Origin of the sequence: Clostridium sediminicola, from assembly GCF_050402865.1 — a bacterium.
In the GTDB taxonomy this organism is placed as follows: domain Bacteria; phylum Bacillota; class Clostridia; order Clostridiales; family Clostridiaceae; genus Clostridium_AF; species Clostridium_AF sediminicola.
This window is the reverse complement of record NZ_BAABMF010000025.1, coordinates 16,538-39,267: the sequence shown is the minus strand read 5'-3', so window position 1 is coordinate 39,267 and position 22,730 is coordinate 16,538. Positions and strand designations below refer to the sequence as shown.

The window sequence follows — 22,730 nt, the reverse complement described above, 5'->3', positions numbered from 1 at the left end:
AAGTGTATCCTGTATATGTAATTGAAAAATATAGGAAAAATGGAGAGTAAAATGGTTAAAATTATAAAAAAGAAAAAAGAACTGATATTTAGTATTGCATTAACTGGGATTTTATACATTGTGTTGAATTTTAACTTTTCAATAAAAATGGCTATAGCATTATCTTTATTGACGATAATGTTATGGGCTACTAATGCTGTGGATAGGACAGTAGTAGCATTATTCTTTGTTTTTATGGCATTTATAATGGGACTAGCTCCTGCAAAGGTAATATTCAAATTTCCTATGACGGAGAATTTTTATATCATTGTTTTTTCTTTTGTTATTTCTGAAGGGGTAGTCAAATCTGGACTTGCTGAATATACTTCTAGAAAATTAATGAATAAAATAGTTAAGACACCAAATAATATGATTCTTTTTTCATATATAGCGGGTATAATTCTTATATTTTTTATACCTCAACCATTCCCTAGAGTAATTCTTTTATCAGCATTTTATATAGAGTATTTAAAAGGACAAAAAATATCTAGAGACTCAAAGTCAGTATTAATGTTTAGTATATTTACAGCCGCAACATTCACATCTATGATGTTTTTAAATGGAGATCTTTTGTTACATTTTGTAGCTATGGAAATGGGGAATAGTTATATAAATTGGCAACAATGGTCAATGTATATGACTGTACCATCTATTTTAATATGTATAATTACTTATTTTTTATTTAAACTAGTATTCAGAAAAGAGTTAAAAGGTGTAAAGTTTGAATCACTTAAAATAAATGATAAACAAATAAAAATGACGAAGGAAAAATATATAACAATATCTGTACTAATTGGTATATTTATTCTTTTCACAACTCAATCTATTACTGGAATAAGAGCTCAATGGATATTGCTTTTAGGTAGTATAGCAATGTACTTTGGAAAAATAATAGATTTATCATCTTTCAAAAAAGTTAATTGGAAATTGTTAATATTTTTTGTTGCTGCTTTTTCCATTGGTGGTGTCTTAACTTATTCAGGTGTAGTTGATATTTTATGCAATAAATTATTAATATTAATACCGAAATCTAATTTGAATTATCAAATCATGGTTATTGTTATTATATCAATGATTTTACACATATTTTTAGGAAGCGCAGTAACAACATCAGCTATAGTACTACCAATATTTATGAAAATGAGTTTGTTTGATACAGGATCTCCCATACTTACACTTATGGTATATAGTGTAGTAAATATGCATTATCTACTACCTTTTCAACATGCTACTATAATGATTGGATATGGAGAGGATTTTTATGGTAGCAGGCAAGTTTTTAGATATGGGCTATTAATGACTTTAGTAACGTTTATTAGTGTTATCTTAATAGAAGTTCCATGGTGGAGATTGATTGGAGTTATTTAACTATATACGCAACAGATAATAAATATAAAATTTATGTAAATTATGAGCAAAACAAGATAAATTATGGTATAATTTAACTGATTCAAGTTTGGAGAATAATAATAATCTAGGTATCGAGAGTGGGTTTTTAGATTATAATAAAAATGACAAAAAATTGTGCTATGGGAGAGATTAGACTTGAAATTTAAACAAAAGATTTTTTCATTAATGATAACAGTAATTATAACTTTATTATTTAGTATAAATACATATGCTGAAAATAATAGAAATGTAAGTGAATCGCCTGCATTGCAGGATATTTTAAATAAATCAGCACCAAACACTCTTACTATTGATTCTTCTAATAATAAAAACATGATAGTGATTAACTTTGAACCGATGAACAATTTTACAACAACATATAGTGAACGTTTAAAACTTGATATATTTGATAATGGGAATGTAAAAATTCACGGTAAAATTATGTTAACAGCTAAAGAAAATGTCACTGATAGTACTATAGCTATAGCAAGAATGTCTCAGCCTGGTTTTAATGTAGGTAACAAACCACAATATCAGATTTCAAATTTTGAAATAGTTAGAAATGGTGCGGTAATGGGAGTTATAAATCACAGTATAAACTTTGATAAAGGGTATTATTGTAATACAAATGATTTATCAACATCTCGACCTATTAAACTAGTATTAAAAAAATCAAATGATGGGTATTATTATTTATATATGCACAAAGAAGATTATAATGAAATTATTGTTGGTGAAGAAGTTTCTATAGAGGCTAAAAAATATTGGGAATTTTTTGATAAAAGTATTACATATAAGCAAATAAATAAAAAAGTCTTATCTTTGGATGAATCTAAATTTAATTTTTTATTTGTGCCTGATATTCATTCAAGTATAATTGATTCAAGGGTTCCAAAAGGAATTGAACTTTTAAAGGATATTCAAAAAGTTAAAGATATGACTATTATTACAAATGGAGATATTGCTAATCAAGATGGTGACATGTTTAGTGATTCAAATAATATGATTCACAAAAACACATTAAAAAGTATAGTAAATATGTTAGGGAAAAATTTCCTATGGTGTAAGGGAAATCATGATGATAATAGTCTACAAAGTAGATTAGTTTCTGACATTGTTTTTGAAAGTGAATTAAGAGAATTAATTTTAAATAAGATGAATCCTAAAGGATATGAAATAACTTTTTCTGATGATGGTTTATATTATTTTGCTGATAATAAGGAAAGTAAAATAAGATTAGTATTTTTAAATACACACGAAAATGATTATACAATTGTTAATGGAGAGATAAGAGAAGATACGGCAAGAAAAGGATATATTAATCAAAAACAATTAGAATTTGTAGCTAATGTAGCATTAGATTTTTCAAGTAAGGGTGAAGATAAAATAAATTGGCATACGTGCTTTTTCTCTCACTATCCGTTTAATTTTGAAGGCACTAAAGGAAGCGCCGCTGAATCCTGTGAGAATGGAGATGAAATGTGGGAAATAATAAAAGCATTTAAATATGGTACAAGTGTTTCAATAAGTTCTACAATACGAAGTAATCCTGTACACAACTTATCAGGATTAACTAAAGATTTTGGAGAACAAGGTGCTATGAATGTAGTTGGTTGTTTTTATGGACATTTTCATAATGACCAAATGCAAATGAAAGATGGAATAACATTGGTTTGTAGTGAAGCTTTTACATCAGTTAACTATAATTCTGAATGGGAACAAATTAGTAGACATGTGTTTTCTTATGATGAATTCGCATTTGATATAGTCTCAATAGATAAAAATGCTCGAACAGTGTTATTAAAAAGAATTGGTAATGATAGTGCAGGAGATAGAATGTTTAATTATTAGGGTTAAGGGAAAAATAATAAAATAACTTAGATGACTTTTTCTTTAAAATATATGCAATGTAACGGAGGCTATACTACAAAAAATAGTATAGCTTCCGTTATATTTTTTGCCTAAAAATTTATATATGGCTTTTTCTTTTAATTATTTTTTTTTATTACAATCAATAACCATATAACATGAATAAATAGAGCAATTAATAATATCAATATATTATTAGGATTTTGTATAATTTTTGTTATCCAGTAAGGAGGAAATATATTAGAAAGTATTGTTACCCATCTTTCGTTTAGTAAATCCGATATGGAAAATAGAAGCATTATGTTTAAGGCTTTTGCATAAGTTAAACCCTTAACCTTATCATCAGACAATACAAATAAAATACTACCTATAACAAATGAATATATACCTAGAAGTATAGCTATAAAAAGTAAAGTTAATATTGGAACATGATAAACATTTAGTAGATAATAGGTGAATATAGTATATATGAAGGTTCCAATAAAACTAAAGGAAAGTCTATTTAATAAATATCCCATTTTACCCAAAGGGGTTATAGACATTAGTTCACTTATTTTACCATCTTTTTCATCCAACATCATAAACCCAGTAACTACACCTAACATGCCAGGGATTAGGACTAGTGTAAGAGAAAGAATACAACTATGATATGGTGTTATGCTAAATTTAAAATAATTTTCTATAAAGGGAATAGAAAAAATCAGAAGCAACTTAAAAATAATTGGAATAAAAATTGGCAATATAAATAATAAAAGCATAATGGGTTCTCTTATAATTTGCCTGTAATCATTTTTTATATGTTTATAATTAATCATATTTATTACCCCTAACCTATGACTTTATTCTCAAAAATTTTTTTCACAATATTAAAAAAACAATAATTTATAATACACAAATATAGAATTAATATAAAAGCTTCAAATATATTTATACCATTAAATGTACCTAAAAAAAGTCTTAAAATCGAAACGCTTGGTAATACTGTGAATATATAAGAATATTTAAATCCAAAGATTGAGAAGCACGGTATTATAAGAAGGAGCATCCATGGTATCATCTTTATAAAGTACTGGTTGAGAGTATTGCAATTTGCGCTAATTAAGAATCCACATAGAGTAAAAAAGATGGAAGTAAGGATAATTACTAATATTAATAATAGCCAATTTACATAAAAACCATAGGTTACAATAGTAATGAAAGTTCCAGCAATAACAGCGATTAAAGTTAGAGATATTAGTTTTGATAGCATATATTCCTCTGTTTTAAGAGGAGTTACAACTATATAATTGATGATTCCTTGAGATTTTTCTAACATAATAAGACCACCAATAAAAAACAAACCTAAAACAGAAGGATCTGAAAATATCACTAGAGGTACTGCGAATTTTAATATACTTTGTGCAAGTCTAGATAATATAATGATATAAAATAATGTTATGAGTATATATATGAAAAAGAAACCCTGTCTGTATTGAAACTTGATATCATTTTTTATTGCATTTACTAGTCTCATGAAAGCTTCCTCCCTGTTAATTCAATAAAGATATCTTCAAGACTTGCTTCTTGAGTATGAATAGTTTTAATTTCATTATTTTTCATAATATCGAAGTATTTTTTATCTTTATTGATTGTTTGAAGATTAAAGGTATCAGCAATAAGTTGTCCGTTAATCATATATTCTACTTTTACAGATTTTTTACCGTACTTTAGTTTAAGATTTTTAGGATTATCTATGACAGATATATTTCCATCAACAATAAATGCTACCCGGTCACATAATTGTTCAGCTACAGTCATATTATGGGTTGTTAAAAACACAGTTTTACCTCTTTCTTTCTGTTCAATAATCATATCTTTAATAATCTTTGCATTAACGGGATCAAGACCTGATGTGGGTTCATCAAAAAACATTAAGTCTGGTTTATGCATAAGAGATCTTATAAAATTCAAACGCATTTTCATTCCTTTTGAGTATCCTTCAACTCTTTGGTGTTGATTAGGTAGTAAACCTACTCTATCTAATAGTTTATTAATATCCTCGAGAGGATTTTTATAATAGGAGCCGATTAATTCTAAATTTTCTTTTGCAGTTAACTTAATGTATAAATTAGGGAAGTCGAATGCTACACCGATTTTTTCGTAGAAATCTTTATTCCACTCACTTCTTTCTTTTCCTAAAACCTCGATATTACCTTCATATCCTCTTAATAAACCTATTATGAGTCTTTGAGTAGTAGTTTTTCCAGCGCCACTTGGACCAAGAAATCCAAAAATTTCACCTTTTTTTATTTCAAAGTTAAGATTTTTTAATGTTTTCTTTTTAGATTTTTCATAATTGAAGTTAACTTTTTTAACTTTGATCATATTAATGCCTCCTTTAAAAATCAACTGTTCTTTTTTAGATTAAAAAAAATTATAATTTACTGATTATTCCCATTGATCCCATAAAGTAAAATAAAATGTATTCTGCTAACATACTATTTTTTTTCTCTTCATCATCTTTATATTTCCGGATAATGAGAATAATACCGTTAATTAATTCTTCAGCTAATATTTCGCCTATATTAGGTAATTGGTAGTTAGGATTATATTCTTTAATATGTTCTTGGAAATGCTCAATAATTAAATCAATAATTAATTGTCTTGTTGATGCATATTTTGTACCAGCGCTGCCCTGGAGTAGAATGACAAATTTTCTTGTAAGTCTTGGCATAATATCTTTGGCTAGCTGAGACAATATTTCTTTCCATAATGTTGTATTTGTGGTATCCCATAAATAATTAGGTCTTTCTTCTTCGTTATGATGTTTCATAAAATAGATAAAATTGTTATATTCATCAATAACTACAGCTTCAAAAAGTGCTTCTTTATTATCAAAATAATTATAAAAATTACCTATGGTAGTACCTGCTAGTTTAACTATTTTTCTGATAGAGGCTTTTTCAAAACCATGAATATAAAATTGTTCTTCTGCTGCTTTTAGTATTGCAGCTTTAAGTTCTTCTTTTTTTATTTGCATTAAAAATCACCCGTTCTTTATTAGAGTTTAGCATGTTAGATTTTTAATGTCAAGAAGACATATTTAAGATGTCTTTACTTAATTTATATTCAAATACTAGTAATAGGTAATATTTGAAAAAAATAATTTATAACAATATCGAAAAAACCCTTGTGCTATTTCAAATATGGTGTATACTTATATAGTACCTTAATTCAGAAGCAAATAATTTATTATTAGAATAATTTTCGAATTGTATATAGATAAGAATAACTTAAATACATAGATTTCGAAATTTTTATTGATGATTTATTTTTTCAAAGAATTAAAGGAATAAAAATTTCGGAGGTAGAAAAACATGACAGGAACAGTAAAATGGTTTAACAGTGAAAAAGGATTTGGATTTATTACTACAGAAGAGGGAAATGACGTATTTGCTCATTTTTCACAAATCAATAAAGATGGATTCAAAACTTTAGAAGAAGGCGAAAAAGTATCTTTCAACGTTGTTGATGGACCTAAAGGACCTCAAGCTGAAAGTATCACAGTAATCTAATTATATTAGACTAATTAAGACCTGAAGAGAAATCTTCAGGTTTTTTGTTTTTTGAGAATTTGGTAGTATGTAACAATATCGTAACGTATCAATTGGAATCATATGATAAACTGGTTTTAAAAGTGTTTAAGAGATAGAATTTATAATAACTTCATAAAAATAATCATAGGAGGTATTCAAAATGAATAAAGGTAAATTTAGAGGAATTCTTTCATTATTACTAGTTATGAGTATATTTTTAATTGGATGTACAAAAGAAAATAATGCTGAAAAGGTATATAAAAATCAAACAACAAATATTCAAAATGAGTCTGAGGAATTAGAGCCATCCGAAGAAAAAGACAACAATAAAGATACAGAGGTTACAAAAGCTAAAGATGATTCAAAGGATGATATAAAAACAAGCTATGATAATGTTGGACTATTATTAGGACTTTCAAAATCAGATGAAACAAGTAAATTTTTGGCACAGTATAAAACAATTTGGATTTCATCCATAGATGGAAAACTTTCATATAACCTAAAGAATGATATGGTGTTAGTTCCACATGGAAATGATTTTTATAAGATAAAAAATTATAATTTCATAATGGATAAATTAGGAGACTGGTCAGAAAAAAATAAATCTGAGTATGGTTTATATGATTATGAATACAAATTTAATTATAATACCATTGGTGTCAACAAGATTAATGAGAAAGAAGTACCTTTATATACTAAGGAATCTATGGAAAAACAACTTTCTTCAATTGATTGGCCTATTGGAGAAATTAATGAGAAAGTCACATATGTGGGGAATGAATATATTTCTGTAATCGGAGATAGTTTTGAAACAGGTGGCGGAACATATAATAGTGGGCATTATTATGTGAAGTTTTATAAAATATCAGATTTTAACAAACAAAAGAATCCAAAGAAATTAGCTGATTCAGTGATTAGTGAAAAGGATAAGCAAATTGGAGATTATAATAAGAAGTTCAACAAGATTTTAAATGAAGCAAAAACAGATGATGGTGGCATTTTTTATTTAGAAAATCAAAAAGTAGATTGGGATAATATCATCATTGGAAGAGATAATGGGTATTGGATAGCACAAGTGCCTGTAATTACTGAAAGTGAACATCATGGAAATGGAAGTAATTTTTCTTATCCAAGGGAATTTTTAAGCCTTAATAATGAATTACCAGAAAATATTGAAGCAAATGATAGTTTAAGTATTGAACTTAGTAAAATAAAAGAGGTAATTCCAAAAGCTACTGATGCAGTAAGTTCAAGAAATGGAGAGCTTCTAGCAGTTATTACAAATAACCAGGTTCTTGTATTTAGTAATAATAAAGATTTGACGAAACCTGATTTAACAATAGATATTGCTGATGGAGAGAGTATAGTTTCACAGCAGTGGTCTTACAAGAAATACGTTAGTAATTGGAATGATATAATATCAAAAGCGAAGTAAAGTTTAAATAGAGTGAAATAAATAAACTCTCTAGCCTTTAATGGTTAGAGAGCTTTTTTAGTGCACTGATAAATAGCCGTTTACTTAAGAAAAACAACCACTTATATAAAAAATATAGAAATAAAATTATATTTAAAATATACTATAAACACAGGAGAGGGAGTGTCAAATAATGAAAGTCCATATGGATATAAATGAGGAATACGATGAACTGACAATAGTAGTAAAAGCAAAAAGAATTACAGATGAAGTAAAAGAAATTATGGAAAAACTTCAAAACAAAAAGGAAAAAACGATTATTGGGAAGTTAAATCAAAAGATGTATATTTTAAACCCTAAAGAGATAACTTTGTTTTATAGTAATAATCAAAAAATTTATGCGGATACAAAAGAGCAAACATTTGAGGTAAAAGAAAAGCTATATGAATTAGAAGAATTATTGAAAGGTTATTCCTTTGTTAGGATATCAAAATTTGCAATAGCTAATGTAAATGAAATAAAAAATATAGAAATGTTCTTCAATGGAAGTTTAGTAGTTAATTTTAATAATGGAAAGCAAGAAACAATATCAAGAAGATATGTGTCTAAAGTTAAAAAATTTATTGGTCTAGGAGGTAAATAATATGGATTATATTAAACAATTTATTAAAAGAGGTTTATTTGGAATTACAATAGGGGTAACTATTAATCAAGTATTTTGTGTAATTTTTTCTTTGGCAGGACTTATTACTGAAGTACCATCAGAAATAGTAATATCACAATTTATAATAGCAGCTTTGACAGGTTTCTATCTAGCAGGTGTAAGTGTGATTTTTGATGTAGAAGAATGGAGTTTATTAAGACAAACTATTACTCACTTTATAGCTATGTTACCATATCTTCCAGTAGCAGTTTATGCAGGATGGATGCCTAGAAACACAATTGGTATTATATCTTTTATAATAGTCTATATACTGATATACTTTATTATTTGGATTTCATTTAAAAAATATTGGGAGAAAAGAACAAAAGAACTAAATGAAGTGCTTAGAAAAATGAAATAGTAAATTTAAAACAGCTGTTTTTAAGCAGCTGTTTTTATGAAGCAACTTAGTTTATAATCCTAATTTTTGTTTGCAAATATCAATAATTTCTTTTTTTGAAAAATCAATATCACCATCTAAAATATATATAAGATTATTCTTTTGAAGTATAATTGCTGATTTACTGCTATATAAATAGTATCCTCTATTAACATTCCACAAATCAGAAATTTCACTTATATCATTTTTGTATTCTTCAGCTTTTGCTTTATCTCCAAATTCTAAATACTCTGATATGGTTTCTTCAAGTCTTTTTCTTTTCTTATCCATGAATCCATCAAAATAATAATCTGCAATATCTTTGTTTTTACATTCAATGTACTCAGTGCTTACTGACATAATTTCAGTATCTTTTGCTTTTCTTCCGAGACTTTCATAATAATCAAAGCTAATAGGTATAAGAATACTGGATTGTTCATGAATTCTAGTTCTTTCTGGAGTATCATTTGTGCCAAAGTCTGAAAGTTCTAGCACTGTAATATTTTTAGGTTTATTATGATTTTCTTTAAAATCCTTTGATATATTTGAAAATAAGAAGCTCATAATTATACCATTAACTATAACTAGTGTTAGTGTTAATATTATGGAAAAGAAAATAATATTATGTTTACGTGTATTTTTTTTAGTTTTGAATCTTTTAATACAATATGTTGCTATAATAAATGAAATAAGAATAGGAGCGAAAGCAATAACTAGTATGGAGCTATTAGTAAACATATCGGTGATTGTAAAAATAGTTAATATGAAATATAAACTAATTAAGCTCCAAGTTATAATACTTCGAATGATCCTTTCTTTGTTTGTAGAAAATTCCAATTCTTTTCCTCTTGTAAGATTAATCTTGTTTTTTATGAGCCAAACAATTGGAGGTATATATATTGATGACATTATTAGAATTAAAAAAATTGGACCAATTAGAGTGAGTAAAAAAGTGTTGTTAAGTAGATATTCATAATTAAAATTTAGGGTATTGATAAATTGCATACCTACTACAAACGTCAATAATATCATACTTATGAAATCAGTTTTCATAAATGTGTTTTTTATAATTTTATATTCTTCTTCACTATCAGTGTGTATTGGAGTTGCGTTGTTGTTTTTTTCTTTATAGAAAATTTGGTAAACATCGGTATTTGTACAATATGTCCATCCACTTTCTTCGCATAGTTCTTTGTAATCTTTATCCTTTTCATGATTAGGATAGTCAAAAGGAGTTGTATGATAAAAAAGGCTTACATTAAAGGTCAATTCTCTAGGTTCTATTTTGGTAAATATAAACTTACCTCTTTTAATTTCGGAAAGCATAAAACCTTTAGCAGCCATTTTTTCAAGATATTCTTCAAGAGTTTTATATTCTGTTATAGAAGTGAATTTAATTACTTTTTTTGTGTTGTTCTTCATTTTTTTTCATCTCCTAACAATAGATTTCCATCCTGCACTAATTGTTTCAGTCTAAGATGTTCTTGTTTTAAAATTTCCCTACCTTTATCTGTAAGAATATAGTTTTTCTTGCTGTCTTCAGTAGAAGTTTTTACAACAATATCTTCTTTCTCAAATCTTGATAAAAGTGAATATAAGGTTCCAGCCCCTACTTTTACTCTACCACCGGTCATTTTATCTACATTTTTCATTATTCCATATCCATGAATAGGTTTAAGTAAACTTAGTAGTATATAATACATAGGTTCTGTTAAAGTCTGAAGTTGTTTTCTTGCCATTTTAAAACCTCCATATATCGAGTATAGATATATTATATATTGTATATCTATACTCGATATATGTCAATACTAGATATATATGTTAGGTATAAGTTAATAGAAAGGATATCTCTAATTGACAACAATAAACAGTTGAACTATAATTAGTTTAATAAATATAGATTTAAAGGCAATGAAAAGAAGAGTAATTAAGAATTAAGACTTTTACAGAGAACTCCGGTAGCTGAGAAGGAGAGAGGATTAGCTTAATGAAAAAAGTCTTGGAGCTTCGCACAGAACTAAGGAATTAGGGATATTGCGACGGGTTCTCCCGAAATTGAGATAGGGTATAAGCGTTTAGCCGTACCTGAAGAGGTTGATGTGGCAACATATCAGCAAACTGAGGTGGTACCACGAAGTTAACAACTCTCGTCCTCAAGATTAATAGTCTTGGGGGTGGGAGTTTTTTTAGTTTTAAGTTTTAAGTGTTAAGAGGTAAGGTAAGGTTGATTTTCTTGCAGAAAATCTAAATTTAAAAGTTAACTATTTTGTAGATAGAATATGGAGGAATGATTATGTATACAAGGTACACAGATATTGAAAACTTAAAAGAGATTATGCCAGATGCTAATGAGTATAATGTAAACAGAATTGCAAAAATAAATAGAATTCATGAAAATGGGAGGAATCCATATCCTTATTCATTTCGAGATACAACTCATATTTACTATATTTTAGATAAATTTGAAGCTATTGAAGATGAAGATATTTTTAGTATTGCTGGTAGAATAATGTTAATCAGGGATATGGGTAAAACTATATTTATGAATATAAAAGATGAGAGTGGAAACATTCAGTTATATCTAAATGCAAAACTTTTAGGAAAGGAAGATTTTTCAGAAGTGAAAAATCTAGATGTAGGAGATATTATTGGAACTATAGGTACAATTTTTAAAACCAAAACTGGTGAAATTACATTAAGAGTAAAAGAACTTGTTTTATTAACAAAGTCAATCAGACCTTTGCCTGAAAAATTTCATGGTATTCAAGATGTGGAGCTTCGTGAAAGATATAGATCTTTGGATATGATAATGAATGATGATGTAAAAAATAGATTTATCAATAGATCAAGGGCTATTACTGCAATTAGAGATTTTTTGAATAGTAGAGGTTACTATGAGGTAGATACACCAATTTTAGATACAAAGTATGGTGGTGGAGAAGCTAAACCTTTTGTTACTCATGTTAATGCTTTAAATACTGATGCATATTTAACAGTTTCACCTGAATTGTTTTTAAAAAGATTTATTGTTGGTGGAATTGAAAAAGTGTACACTTTCTGTAGAGCTTTTAGAAATGAAGGAATAGATAGAACGCACTATCCTGAATTCACTTTACTTGAGTGTTATCAAGCATATTCGGACTACAGAGATATGATGGAACTCATGGAAAACGTGTATGATAATACTTTTAGAAAGGTATTGGGAAGTACGGTAGTCAACATAGAGAGAGTGTCTGTTGATTTTAAAGCCCCTTGGAGACGAGTTACTATGTATGACTTGGTTAATGAAGAGTTGGGAATAGAATTGAATTCTATGAATGAGATACAGATTAAGGAATATGTAACAGAAAATAATCTTTTTCCACAAATGCAACTGAATAAAAGCCAGGTGGAGGATATGAGCAAAGGATATCTTATACTAAATCTATTTGAAACTTTTTGCGAGAGTAAAATAATTCAGCCAACCTTTGTAATTGATTATCCATATGAAACATCCCCACTGTGTAAAACTCATAGAGAAAACACTGAATTAATTGAGAGGTTTGAACCTTTTGCAGCAGGTGTAGAACTTGGAAATGCTTATTCTGAGCTTAATGATCCAATAAGACAAAGAGAATTATTAAAAGAACAATCTGACAAACTTAGAGCTGGTCTTGAGACAGCGTCACCAATGGATGAAGAGTTTGCTAGAGCTGTAGATGTTGGTATGCCGCCAACTGGAGGACTGGGTGTAGGTATTGATAGACTAATAATGTTTTTAACTGAAGCGAGTTCAATTAAGGATGTAATTGCTTTCCCAATTACAAAGAGATAAGAAAATCACATGAATTTTTTCTTATTACTTTAACTTCCCCTTTGATTTCATCAACTTCATACTTAAAGTTAATTATATTTTAAATATAGGTATTTAGCGCTAAATAAATAGATGATAAAATAACAATATATAAGCTTATATTACTATTAACAGAATAGTTTATTTTAATAGTTGTTAATACTAGAATTAAGGAGGTAAATATGGAAAATAATAAAAAAATAATAGGGATGTTTTCTCTACTAACTATAGTGAGTACAATGATGTTATTTATAAGAGTTGTTATAACAGGAAGTATAACGTACATGTTTTTTACATGGAATCTATTTCTTTGTATTATTCCTCTATATTTATCCATAAAATTAAAATTACTATATTTTAATCGTAGAATAAGAGGGGTATGGCTATACCTGATAGGATTTATATGGCTTTTGTTTTACCCAAATGCACCATATATTATAACTGATTTTGTTCATTTAAGTTTTGTTGACTTTTTTCAAAAAACACAGGATGGATTTTTGCCAATAAAAGACCTAAGAATTTGGTATGACCTTATTATATTCTTTATTTTTATAATGACGGGATTTTTTATGGGATTATACTCTCTATACAATGTTCATGAAATTTTAAAAGATAAGTTAGGAAAGAAAATAGGGTTAGTACTAATATTTATTATAACTTTTTTATCAGGTTTTGCGATTTACCTAGGAAGATATTTGAGATTAAATAGTTGGAATATAGTAACACATCCAATAGCATTAATTACAAATATATTTTTAAGTATAAATATGTTTTCGTTAGGGTTCACTTTATTATTTACCTTATTTTTGTTTTTAATTTATAGTTTATTTTATAGTTTTTTATCGGATTAGAATAAAACTACACCTAATTCATAATAGGTTTGGAAAATTTTTTTAAGAGAATCAGTAGAGGAAGCTTTGCTGGTCCTTTCTTTTTTTATTTCCATGTTAGTACAATTACTTTTGGAATATATGGATAAAATCTTTGGATTTATTCTCTCTAAATTTTATATAAAAAGTGTAACCTTTTCCATTCTCGTACGAATAAAGAGTGGAAAGATTAAAAAATTAGTGACAAGTGATAAGGGGCAGTGCGCTATTAATGTAAGAGATCGTTTAAGAATAACTTCTACTAATTTCTTTCAAAAAATGCCTAAACCATGCATATTTTTGAAATAAAAGTAGAACTAATCCTTAAGCCGACTCAGAAGTGAGGTGATTATATGGATGAAGATAAAAGTTTAATGATTAGATTTCAAAATGGAGATAAAGAAGCTTTTGAAGAGTTAATACTGAAATATAGACAGAATGCTACTAATTTTGCAGTAAGATTTCTTAATGATTCTTATATTGCAGAAGATATTGTTCAGGAATGTTTTGCGTACTTATATGTAAATAGAGACAAGTATAATATTAAATTTTCATTTAAGACTTATTTGTTCACAATGATAAAAAATAAATCTATAGATTACATTAGAAAATGGAATAGAGTTTCTCCATGTAGTGATGTTGAAATTAATGAGATTAATCTAAATTCTCCTGAAGAAATTTATATACAAAAGGAAGAAAATAATGAGATTAATCGAAACATAAATAAACTGAAAGATGATTACAAAACGGTAGTTTATCTTATAGATTATGAGGGATTTACATATAAAGAAACAGCAAGAATTATGAAGAAAACTCTTCCTCAAATAAAGATAATGATATATAGAGCAAGAAAAAAATTGAAAACATTATATTGTAATGGAGGTTAGGATAATGAATTCACAGAATTATAAGGATAAAGAATTTATAGATAAGGTTTGGCAAAAGGTTGACAGATTGGAGAAGTTGCAAGAAGAAAAACAAAGAAGAATAAAGATGATATTAATTTATTTAGCTTGTCCTATCATTGTAACTGTATTCTTACTTATAAATGGTTTATTTGATTCAAGTATTGTATTTATTGTAGGAATTTATTTAATGTCTGTTGCATGTTATTTTGATAATTTCATTCAAACATCTAAATGAAAGGGGATATTTTTATGCTGTGGAAATTAATCTTAAAAGAAATAAAATATCAATTTAAAACTATTACTATATATGTTTTTTTTGGAGTAATACTATTATTTTACATAAGTCAGTTTTCTGCTGACCCAGCAGGAATTCAAAAGCCTGAGCCAGGAATGGATTACTATGGTTATATTGAAATAACAGATGAATATGAAGAGATGAAAGAAATTTACAACAAGCTTGAGAATGATTTATCAAGTGGGGAAGTTACGAAATATACACCTTTATATAAGACTGTTAAACTTAGTGATGATGAGAAAAGTCAGTTAGAAGAATGGTTAGGTGAAATTGCGCCTAGTAGAGATGTTAAAGACCCTAAAACTGATATAAATGTGGAATATGATAGATTTATTGATATAGTACATTCATACGACAGTTTAATGGGGGGGAGTACAGTTTATAGTGATGAACATAGACATACTTTCAGGAATAAAACTTATGAAGAGGCTTTAGAAGAGTATGAAAAAATAAAAGAAAAAGATAAATTCACCAATGCTAGTGCTAGATTGTTTTCAGATTATATGGGCATAACAGCTGGATTATTTCCTATATTTATTGCAGGATTTGTTTTGTTACGGGATAGAAAGAGTAGAGCTAATGAATTAATAAATAGTTCTAAGGTATCTTCTGTAGAGTATGTATTTTCAAAATATATAGCGGTTTGTTTATGTGTTATGGCAGGGTATTTTGCTTTAGCTACGTTCACAACTATTAAGTATATAATTGTAGCCAATAAGTTGAATTTAGTAATAGATAATTTTGCATTTTTTAAATACACTTTAACTTGGATAACTCCTACAGTTTTATTTACGGTGGCTATGGGAATGTTAATGTCTACACTTTTCAATAATGCAATAATTGGTATTATAGTTCAGGCTATAATAGCCTATAAATCTTTAATGCCTCTCCAAGGAGATTACTCACTTACAAAAACAATTATAAGATTTAACTTATTAGGTGAGTTTTCGAATTATATTCAATGGAGGAATTCAATTATTATAAATAGATTGTTTTTTTCTGGTGTTTCATTAGTGTTTGTATTTCTTACAGCTTATATCTGGTCAATTAAAAGAAGTGGATCTTTAAATAAAATTGTAAAAAAAGGAGTTTATTAATGAATATTAAAATTAATAATTTAAATAAATTTTACGGCAATAAAGTAGCACTAAACAATGTGAATTTAGATATTGGAGAAGGAATGTTTGGACTTTTAGGGCCAAATGGAGCTGGAAAGACAACTCTTATGAGAATACTAACTACTGTGGTTACTAAAAGTAATGGAAATATAACGATAGATAATATTGATATTGAAAAAAGGAAAAAAGTTAGAGGTATTATAGGATATTTACCACAGGAGTTTTCTTTATATCCTAATATGTCTGTATATGAAGCACTTGATTACATGGCACTTTTATCAGGAATAAATGATAATAAATATAGAAAAGAATTAGTTAATGAATTAATCCAAAAAGTTAATTTGGAAAATGACTTAAGAAAAAAGGTTAAGAATCTTTCGGGTGGTATGAAAAGAAGGTTAGGAATAGCTCAAGCATTAGTAAACAATCCTAAAGTACTTATTGTTGATGAACCAACTGCAGGATTAGACCCAGAAGAAAGAATAAGGTTTAGGAATTTATTAAGGGATTTTTCACAAGGACGAATAGTTATTTTATCAACTCATATAGTAGAAGATATTGAGTTTACTTGTGAAAATCTAGCCATTTTGAATAAGGGGAATATACTCTACTCTGGAAAAGTTGTGGATATGTTGAATCTTGCAAAGGATAAAGTGTGGACAATTATTTGTAATAGAGAAGATATTGATAAAATTAGAAAAAATAATTTAGTGATTTCAACTGTGTCTGAAGGAGATAGTATACGAACAAAGGTACTTAGTGTAACAAAGCCTTTTGAAAATGCTATTGCAACAAAGCCCACTATTGAGGATGCATACATGCAAATTATGAAGGCCGTGTAGGGTTGGTGAAAAGATGATAAATATTTTTGGAAAGATGAAGATTGTAAAATACAATATTGAAGTGTTATTTGGAGTAAATATTATTATAGCAGTACTATATGGGTGTTTAATTCCTCTAGCATTTAGCTTCAAAAACATAAATTATGTTGAAATTATTAAAATATCTGAACTATATGTTCCTTTAATAGGGATAATACTATTGTCCTACATTACAAGTATTGAAAAAACAAATATAATAGAAGAGTTGAGTTTTGTAAAGAAGATAAGTTCTAACTTTATATTTTTAATTAGATTTTTTATAAATACCGTGTTTATTATTCTAATACTTGTTTTATTGTTTTTGTATGCAAAGTATCAAGGCGCAGCGTTTACTTTTAGTAAAGTTTTTATTGGAAGTTTAGTTACTGCAATATATTTAGGACTTGTAGCATTGACTATGTATAATTTAACAAAAAATTTAGCTGTTGGATATATGATATCTTTTGGTTACTATTTTTTTGAATTTTCTACTAAGGGAAAATACACTAAAGAATTGTATTTGTTTAGTTTACTCAAGGATAGTTTTACGGAGAAGATTTATTTGTCAGTATGCATAGTTATATTATTTTTAATTAATTTAATTATTATAAAATATAAAAGTCAAAACTTATAAGTTTATTGCATAGACGGTTTTATAATGATAAAATAGGGACAAATATTAAGATGAAGAGGAAATCTTTATGAAATTTATCGGTTATAGAACCTTAAAAACATGTATAGGAGCTTCAGCTTCAATAATTATTGCGCAACAGATTGGATTAAAATATGCTGTATCTGCTGGTATTATTACTATTTTAAGTGTACAAAGTACAAAAATAAAATCTATAACAATTGCTTCTCAACGTATTTTTGCTTTTCTCCTGGCAGTAGTTATTTCCTCTGTTGTTTTTAAAATATTTGGGTTTAATCCAATTGTTTTTGGTATGTTTTTGTTAATCTTTATTCCTTTGGCAGTTAGGTTTAACGTTGAAGAGGGTATTGTGGTAAGTTCGGTACTTGTAACCCATTTTTTAGTAGAAAAAACAGTTGAAATCCATCTTATTTGTAATGAATTAGCTCTTATGTTTGTCGGAGTAGGAGTAGCATTATTATTTAATTCTTATATGCCAAGTATAGAAGGTAAGATTAAGGAAGACCAGATATATATTGAAGAAAAGATAAAGGAAATATTACTTCAAATGGCAAAGCATTTGAAAAAACAAGATAACTCTATACCAGAAAGCTATTTATTTGATGATCTAAAGGGACGATTAAAAATAGCTAGAACACGTTCTTATAAAAATCTTAATAATTATTTTCTAGTAGATGTGAGTTATTATGTACAATACATGGAAATGAGGATGCAGCAGTTTGAAACTATTCAAAGGATGAGAGAGCATTTTCAACGGTTCTTTATGACTTATGATCAGACAATTATGATTTCTGATTTCACAGAAAAGGTTGCTTATTCATTACATGAAGAGAATCCAGCAGATAAACTGCTTCGTGATTTGAATATCTTAAGAGAGGATTTTAAAAAGATGGCTCTGCCTTCAACAAGAGAAGAATTTGAAAACAGAGCAATGTTATTTCAGTTCCTAAATGATATGGAACAATTTTTAATAATAAAAAATGAATTTAAGAAAAGCCATGGAAGACGATAGCTCTACTTCTTCACCCACCAAGTTCTTGTATGAATAGGGTGAAAGCCAATATTATAATAAAATTGTTGAGATGAGCCTACATATGCTCGTTTTGCACCTAATTCACCACAACGTTTTATTGCTTCTAATACTGCTGCTTTTCCAAGACCTTTTTTTCTGTGATCTGGATTAGTAGCAACAGGTTCAACAAGGGCATAATCTGTGCCTTCCTTGTACCACATACCACAGTAAGACACAAAATCACCATTAGGAGCTACAACTGCTATATTAAGAGATTTATTAACACCAAGACCAGATAAACTAATCTCTCTTTCTTTAAAAGCTTGTTCTATTATAGGGGGTTCACCTTCATGATTGAATCCGCGCCATAATACAGCATTGTACTTATACAAATTATATTCATCTTCTAAACTAACAAGTTTATATTCTTATGGTAAACTATAAGTAATAGCATCTATATCCATAAGTGCGTCATTTTCATGGTGTACAGTAGGCTTGTATCCAACAGAACCTGCTATTTGCTGGAATTCTCTATCGCTATTATTTATGTTAACTTGTAGCTTTCCATCTTTAGATAAATTCTCTTCAGCATATTTTAGCATATCACTTTTTAAATGGTTATGCTTTGGATCTACTAATAAATAAGCATATCCTAAATTATCCTCATAAGTTGCAACGGCAACAATGTGTCCATTATCTTCCCAAATACCAATGTGACCTAAAGATTTTATATCTTGAAAAGGTAAGGAAAAGGCCCATTCCCATCTACCCCATAAAAAACTATTATGTAAAATCAACTTGACTAGTATTTAATGAATTGGATGATAATCATAGAGTTCTTAAAATATATACAATAGGAGAAGTTTATTATATTAGTGAAGATTACAATAAAGCAGCAGAATATTTCTTTAGTGCAATAAGAAGATTAGATAGTATAAATAAAAAGTTCTATGCTAAAAAACAAATGTAAAGCAAAAGTTGAGTACGGTATATAAAATAATTGCAGACTTTTATGAAAAAACAGGTGATTTTAAATATTCATTGGAATACTTAAAAGAGTACCTCCTTGTAGAATAGAAAATTTCAACTTCGATTATAGGGAATAAACTTGAAATCTTAAAAACTGAATTAGATTATTTGAAAGAAGAACGTAAATTTGAAAAAATATACCTAATATGATAGTAATAGCAGATAAAGAACCTTATAGAGCTAAAAATATGGGACGAAATATTGTTTCTTTATGCCAATGATGAAACAAACCTTACTGCATTAACAAATTATTTTAAAATAAAAAAATGTAGTTAATATAAATATAATTGCTATACTAATATCCTTATAGTCTCTTTGCATCCTGGATAATTAGAGCATCCGTAAAACTTTTTGCCTTTATTCGGACCTCTCTTTGGTTCTCTTAGTAACATTGGGCGGTTGCATTTAGGACATAGTGGGATATCTTGTGAGATGTCTTGCTTACCAAACCTCCAAAAGGTAAATATTGTTGTTAAACTGTTTGAATTTATTGATTTGAATTTTCTCATACGCACTCCTCGCATTCATTGATATTGTTTAATCGAAAATTATTTCATCTTAATTGTTCCTCTAGTACAATATGTCCTCCTATATTTTCTTTATTTTTTAGCTCTATCTTTTATTTATACGTATTAAAATTCAATTTTTGGGGGGGGTATTGGTTTTGTTTATGAAATGATTAAGATAACTTGAAGAATACTTAATGATAAGGAAATAATAGAAAAGTAAAAATAAAAGATAATATAAGTGCAACGGATAACTCTTAACGTAGTTGCACTTATATTATCTAAAATTTATTTATATCAATCATAATCAAAAGCACAGCTTGAGTGTCTTTTAATCTTGTCTATGATTAAGCTATTTTATCTAGTTTTGATTTCAGTTTTGTTAATTCATATTTTTTATGATGTTTTAATTCCTTTTTCAACTCTGTAAATAGCGAATAACACATAATCAGCATAAGTATGCTAAATGGTAGTCCTGTAATAATAACGGCAGATTGTAATGTAGTAAGAGCTCTAGCACCACCAAGAGCTAAAACAGAAGCAGCAATAACACCTTCCATAATTGCCCAGAAAATTCTTTGTGATACAGGAGAATCAAGTTTACCTCCACTAGTTAGATTATCTACAACTAATGAACCAGAATCACTACTAGTTACAAAGAAAAGAATTACAGCAATCATACCAAATAAGGATAATATACTTACTAAAATCTTTGAATGTAGAAGAGTTTGAATCATTGCAAACATTGCAGAGGAGATATCAGTATTAACAGCCTCAACAATAACATTATTATTGATCCCATTAAGATATATACCAGTAGCTCCTAAAATAGTCATAGCCATGAAAATAATAAGTGAAGAAACAAAAATAGTTCCAACTACGATCTCACGAATCGTTCTACCTTTAGAAATTCTTGCAATAAAAGTTCCTACGAATGGTGTCCAAGCAACCCACCAAGCCCAATAGAATACAGTCCAACCACCTTGCCAATCTATGTCAGCTTTAGTTACTGCTGTGAATAATGATAGATTAAAGTATTCTGTGATATAAGCACCTATACTTGAAAAATATGTTGAAAATATATAAGCAGTTGGTCCTAGTAATAAGATTAGAAATAAAAACGCTCCAGTAATATAAAAATTTGCTTCACTAAGAAGTCTAATTCCTTTAGAAATACCACTTACTACAGATAAAGTCGCTATAAATGTAATACAAGCGATTAGTACAACTTGTACACTAAAGCCCATTGGAATGCCAAAAACATAATTAAGACCTGAATTGATTTGTTGAGCTCCCAAGCCTAATGAAGTAGCAAGTCCAAATAATACGGCTAATACAGCTAAGGTATCAATTAGATCACCAAGAAATCCGAAGATTTTATCTTTAAATATTGGATAGAATAAACTTCTTAAAGATAGTGGTAAACCTTTATTATAAGCAAAGTATCCTAATCCAATGGCTGAAAGAGAATATACAGCCCATGGAGCAAATCCCCAATGTAAATACATAACTTTAAAAGCATCAATCACTGGATTTGATCCTTTCAGAGCTTCAGGTAGATTTTGCATATGGTAAATTGGTTCTGCTATACCATAGAAAAATACTGCGATACCAATTCCAGAACTAAACAACATAGAATACCATGCAAAATTTGAGTATTCAGGTTTTGCTTTGGAACCACCCAGTTTAATTTTACCAAAACGTGAAGCTGCTAAATAAAGTGCAAATAAAAACACAAAATTAATCGTTAGTACAAAAAGCCAGTTGAAATTTGTGTTAATAGAATTTTTCACTCCATCGAAAAAAGTAGCTGACTCATTAGGTCTTGCAATGGTGAAAAATGAGAATGCTAAAACTAATATTGCTGAAACAATTGAAACAAACGGATTCATATCTAAACCTAATTTTTTATAATTTCGGTCATGTAATTTTTGAATAAGTTTAACGTTACTATCCATATATTATAGCCCCCTTCTTAAATATAAATATAAAATCTCAATAACGAAACCAAAAAAGCACTCTAACTCATATCATAAAGATAAGAGTTAGAGTGCTTATATTTCGCATAAATGCTCATATTATACCACTTATGTAGTATAGGTCATTACCTATTAAATAAAACAATAATAGATCCTGAACAAGCCCCAGTTCTTTGATTTCTTGGTTTTCATCATTATTTTTGCTTTTATGTTGTGCATTTGAATATTGTCTGCAAAAATATCATTTTACATACTATACCTCGTACACAAGCTACTCATAACAATTAATTCCCAGTATTTAG

Annotated in this window: 25 protein-coding genes and 1 other annotated feature; of the genes, 15 read left to right on the top strand and 10 right to left on the bottom strand. The window is 28.0% G+C overall.

The features are described 5' to 3' along the window. Positions 1 to 51 precede the first annotated feature (51 nt). Complete coding sequence (locus ACQ3F0_RS23940) at positions 52 to 1,407, top strand: SLC13 family permease (protein ID WP_428868319.1); 1,356 nt, start codon at positions 52 to 54, stop codon at positions 1,405 to 1,407. A 177-nt stretch (positions 1,408 to 1,584) separates the two neighbouring features. Next, positions 1,585 to 3,279, top strand: a complete 1,695-nt coding sequence (locus ACQ3F0_RS23935) for a metallophosphoesterase (RefSeq protein WP_428868318.1) — start codon at positions 1,585 to 1,587, stop codon at positions 3,277 to 3,279. A gap of 137 nt (positions 3,280 to 3,416) precedes the next feature. Here the strand turns inward: ACQ3F0_RS23935 and ACQ3F0_RS23930 are convergent, their stop codons facing one another. Genes ACQ3F0_RS23930 through ACQ3F0_RS23915 form a run of 4 tightly spaced genes read right to left on the bottom strand, consistent with a single transcriptional unit; the run spans position 3,417 to position 6,316 of the window. Continuing rightward, entirely contained in the window at positions 3,417 to 4,112 is a 696-nt protein-coding gene (locus ACQ3F0_RS23930; RefSeq protein ID WP_428868317.1) for a hypothetical protein, read from the bottom strand. A gap of 11 nt (positions 4,113 to 4,123) precedes the next feature. Beyond that, positions 4,124 to 4,810, bottom strand: a complete 687-nt coding sequence (locus tag ACQ3F0_RS23925; protein WP_428868316.1) for a fluoroquinolone export ABC transporter permease subunit — start codon at positions 4,808 to 4,810, stop codon at positions 4,124 to 4,126. After that, on the bottom strand, positions 4,807 to 5,661 hold the full coding sequence (locus tag ACQ3F0_RS23920; RefSeq protein WP_428868315.1) for an ABC transporter ATP-binding protein: 855 nt from the start codon (positions 5,659 to 5,661) through the stop codon (positions 4,807 to 4,809). The genes ACQ3F0_RS23925 and ACQ3F0_RS23920 overlap by 4 nt, the downstream gene beginning before the upstream one ends. Positions 5,662 to 5,710: 49 nt before the next feature. After that, positions 5,711 to 6,316 (bottom strand): TetR/AcrR family transcriptional regulator, encoded by a 606-nt coding sequence (locus ACQ3F0_RS23915; RefSeq protein ID WP_428868314.1) that lies wholly within the window; start codon positions 6,314 to 6,316, stop codon positions 5,711 to 5,713. 337 nt (positions 6,317 to 6,653) lie between these two features. Here ACQ3F0_RS23915 and ACQ3F0_RS23910 point away from each other — a divergent pair, with 337 nt between their 5' ends. The 4 genes from ACQ3F0_RS23910 to ACQ3F0_RS23895 all read left to right on the top strand — a co-directional run bounded on the left by ACQ3F0_RS23910 (position 6,654) and on the right by ACQ3F0_RS23895 (position 9,350). Further along, positions 6,654 to 6,851: a cold-shock protein gene (locus ACQ3F0_RS23910; protein WP_428868313.1), complete on the top strand. Its 198-nt coding sequence runs from the start codon at positions 6,654 to 6,656 to the stop codon at positions 6,849 to 6,851. A gap of 181 nt (positions 6,852 to 7,032) precedes the next feature. Beyond that, positions 7,033 to 8,307, top strand: a complete 1,275-nt coding sequence (locus ACQ3F0_RS23905) for a hypothetical protein (RefSeq protein ID WP_428868312.1) — start codon at positions 7,033 to 7,035, stop codon at positions 8,305 to 8,307. A gap of 172 nt (positions 8,308 to 8,479) precedes the next feature. Beyond that, a complete protein-coding gene (locus ACQ3F0_RS23900) occupies positions 8,480 to 8,929 on the top strand; it encodes a LytTR family DNA-binding domain-containing protein (protein WP_428868311.1) in 450 nt (149 codons plus the stop codon). A gap of 1 nt (position 8,930) precedes the next feature. After that, positions 8,931 to 9,350 (top strand): DUF3021 domain-containing protein, encoded by a 420-nt coding sequence (locus ACQ3F0_RS23895; RefSeq protein WP_428868310.1) that lies wholly within the window; start codon positions 8,931 to 8,933, stop codon positions 9,348 to 9,350. A gap of 51 nt (positions 9,351 to 9,401) precedes the next feature. Here ACQ3F0_RS23895 and ACQ3F0_RS23890 read toward each other — a convergent pair whose 3' ends face one another. Beyond that, a complete protein-coding gene (locus ACQ3F0_RS23890; protein WP_428868309.1) occupies positions 9,402 to 10,790 on the bottom strand; it encodes a DUF2812 domain-containing protein in 1,389 nt (462 codons plus the stop codon). Continuing rightward, positions 10,787 to 11,107 carry a PadR family transcriptional regulator gene (locus ACQ3F0_RS23885; protein ID WP_428868308.1) on the bottom strand — a complete coding sequence of 107 codons (321 nt, stop codon included), beginning with the start codon at positions 11,105 to 11,107 and terminating at the stop codon, positions 10,787 to 10,789. Before ACQ3F0_RS23885 ends, ACQ3F0_RS23890 begins: the two co-directional genes overlap by 4 nt. Positions 11,108 to 11,270: 163 nt before the next feature. Further along, positions 11,271 to 11,526, top strand: a binding site (T-box leader). Between the two features lie 135 nt (positions 11,527 to 11,661). On the opposite strand from ACQ3F0_RS23885, the gene lysS reads away from it, so the two are divergent. The 8 genes from lysS (at position 11,662) to ACQ3F0_RS23845 (ending at position 18,914) form a co-directional block, all read left to right on the top strand. Continuing rightward, positions 11,662 to 13,182 carry a lysine--tRNA ligase gene (gene lysS, locus ACQ3F0_RS23880; RefSeq protein WP_428868307.1) on the top strand — a complete coding sequence of 507 codons (1,521 nt, stop codon included), beginning with the start codon at positions 11,662 to 11,664 and terminating at the stop codon, positions 13,180 to 13,182. A 200-nt stretch (positions 13,183 to 13,382) separates the two neighbouring features. Next, positions 13,383 to 14,051, top strand: a complete 669-nt coding sequence (locus tag ACQ3F0_RS23875) for a DUF1361 domain-containing protein (RefSeq protein ID WP_428868306.1) — start codon at positions 13,383 to 13,385, stop codon at positions 14,049 to 14,051. A 371-nt stretch (positions 14,052 to 14,422) separates the two neighbouring features. Beyond that, a complete protein-coding gene (locus tag ACQ3F0_RS23870) occupies positions 14,423 to 14,956 on the top strand; it encodes an RNA polymerase sigma factor (RefSeq protein ID WP_428868305.1) in 534 nt (177 codons plus the stop codon). A gap of 4 nt (positions 14,957 to 14,960) precedes the next feature. Beyond that, complete coding sequence (locus tag ACQ3F0_RS23865) at positions 14,961 to 15,212, top strand: hypothetical protein (RefSeq protein ID WP_428868304.1); 252 nt, start codon at positions 14,961 to 14,963, stop codon at positions 15,210 to 15,212. 14 nt (positions 15,213 to 15,226) lie between these two features. Continuing rightward, a complete protein-coding gene (locus ACQ3F0_RS23860) occupies positions 15,227 to 16,369 on the top strand; it encodes a hypothetical protein (RefSeq protein WP_428868303.1) in 1,143 nt (380 codons plus the stop codon). Next, positions 16,369 to 17,232, top strand: coding sequence for an ABC transporter ATP-binding protein (locus ACQ3F0_RS23855; protein WP_428868302.1), 864 nt, complete (start codon positions 16,369 to 16,371; stop codon positions 17,230 to 17,232). Before ACQ3F0_RS23860 ends, ACQ3F0_RS23855 begins: the two co-directional genes overlap by 1 nt. A 13-nt stretch (positions 17,233 to 17,245) precedes the next feature. Next, positions 17,246 to 17,884 (top strand): hypothetical protein, encoded by a 639-nt coding sequence (locus ACQ3F0_RS23850; RefSeq protein ID WP_428868301.1) that lies wholly within the window; start codon positions 17,246 to 17,248, stop codon positions 17,882 to 17,884. A 67-nt stretch (positions 17,885 to 17,951) separates the two neighbouring features. Beyond that, entirely contained in the window at positions 17,952 to 18,914 is a 963-nt protein-coding gene (locus tag ACQ3F0_RS23845) for an aromatic acid exporter family protein (protein WP_428868300.1), read from the top strand. Positions 18,915 to 18,916: 2 nt separating this feature from the next. On the opposite strand, the gene ACQ3F0_RS23840 is transcribed toward ACQ3F0_RS23845, so the two are convergent. Next, positions 18,917 to 19,306: a GNAT family N-acetyltransferase gene (locus ACQ3F0_RS23840; RefSeq protein WP_428868299.1), complete on the bottom strand. Its 390-nt coding sequence runs from the start codon at positions 19,304 to 19,306 to the stop codon at positions 18,917 to 18,919. A gap of 36 nt (positions 19,307 to 19,342) precedes the next feature. Beyond that, entirely contained in the window at positions 19,343 to 19,711 is a 369-nt protein-coding gene (locus ACQ3F0_RS23835; RefSeq protein ID WP_428868298.1) for a hypothetical protein, read from the bottom strand. A 20-nt stretch (positions 19,712 to 19,731) separates the two neighbouring features. Between ACQ3F0_RS23835 and ACQ3F0_RS23830 the strand changes: the two genes are divergently transcribed. Further along, on the top strand, positions 19,732 to 19,884 hold the full coding sequence (locus tag ACQ3F0_RS23830) for a hypothetical protein (RefSeq protein WP_428868297.1): 153 nt from the start codon (positions 19,732 to 19,734) through the stop codon (positions 19,882 to 19,884). Positions 19,885 to 20,233: 349 nt separating this feature from the next. Here the strand turns inward: ACQ3F0_RS23830 and ACQ3F0_RS23825 are convergent, their stop codons facing one another. Together ACQ3F0_RS23825 and ACQ3F0_RS23820 are read right to left on the bottom strand one after the other, a co-directional pair. Beyond that, positions 20,234 to 20,452, bottom strand: coding sequence for a topoisomerase DNA-binding C4 zinc finger domain-containing protein (locus tag ACQ3F0_RS23825; protein ID WP_428868296.1), 219 nt, complete (start codon positions 20,450 to 20,452; stop codon positions 20,234 to 20,236). Positions 20,453 to 20,796: 344 nt separating this feature from the next. Further along, positions 20,797 to 22,407, bottom strand: a complete 1,611-nt coding sequence (locus ACQ3F0_RS23820) for a BCCT family transporter (protein WP_428868295.1) — start codon at positions 22,405 to 22,407, stop codon at positions 20,797 to 20,799. Positions 22,408 to 22,730: the final 323 nt, after the last annotated feature.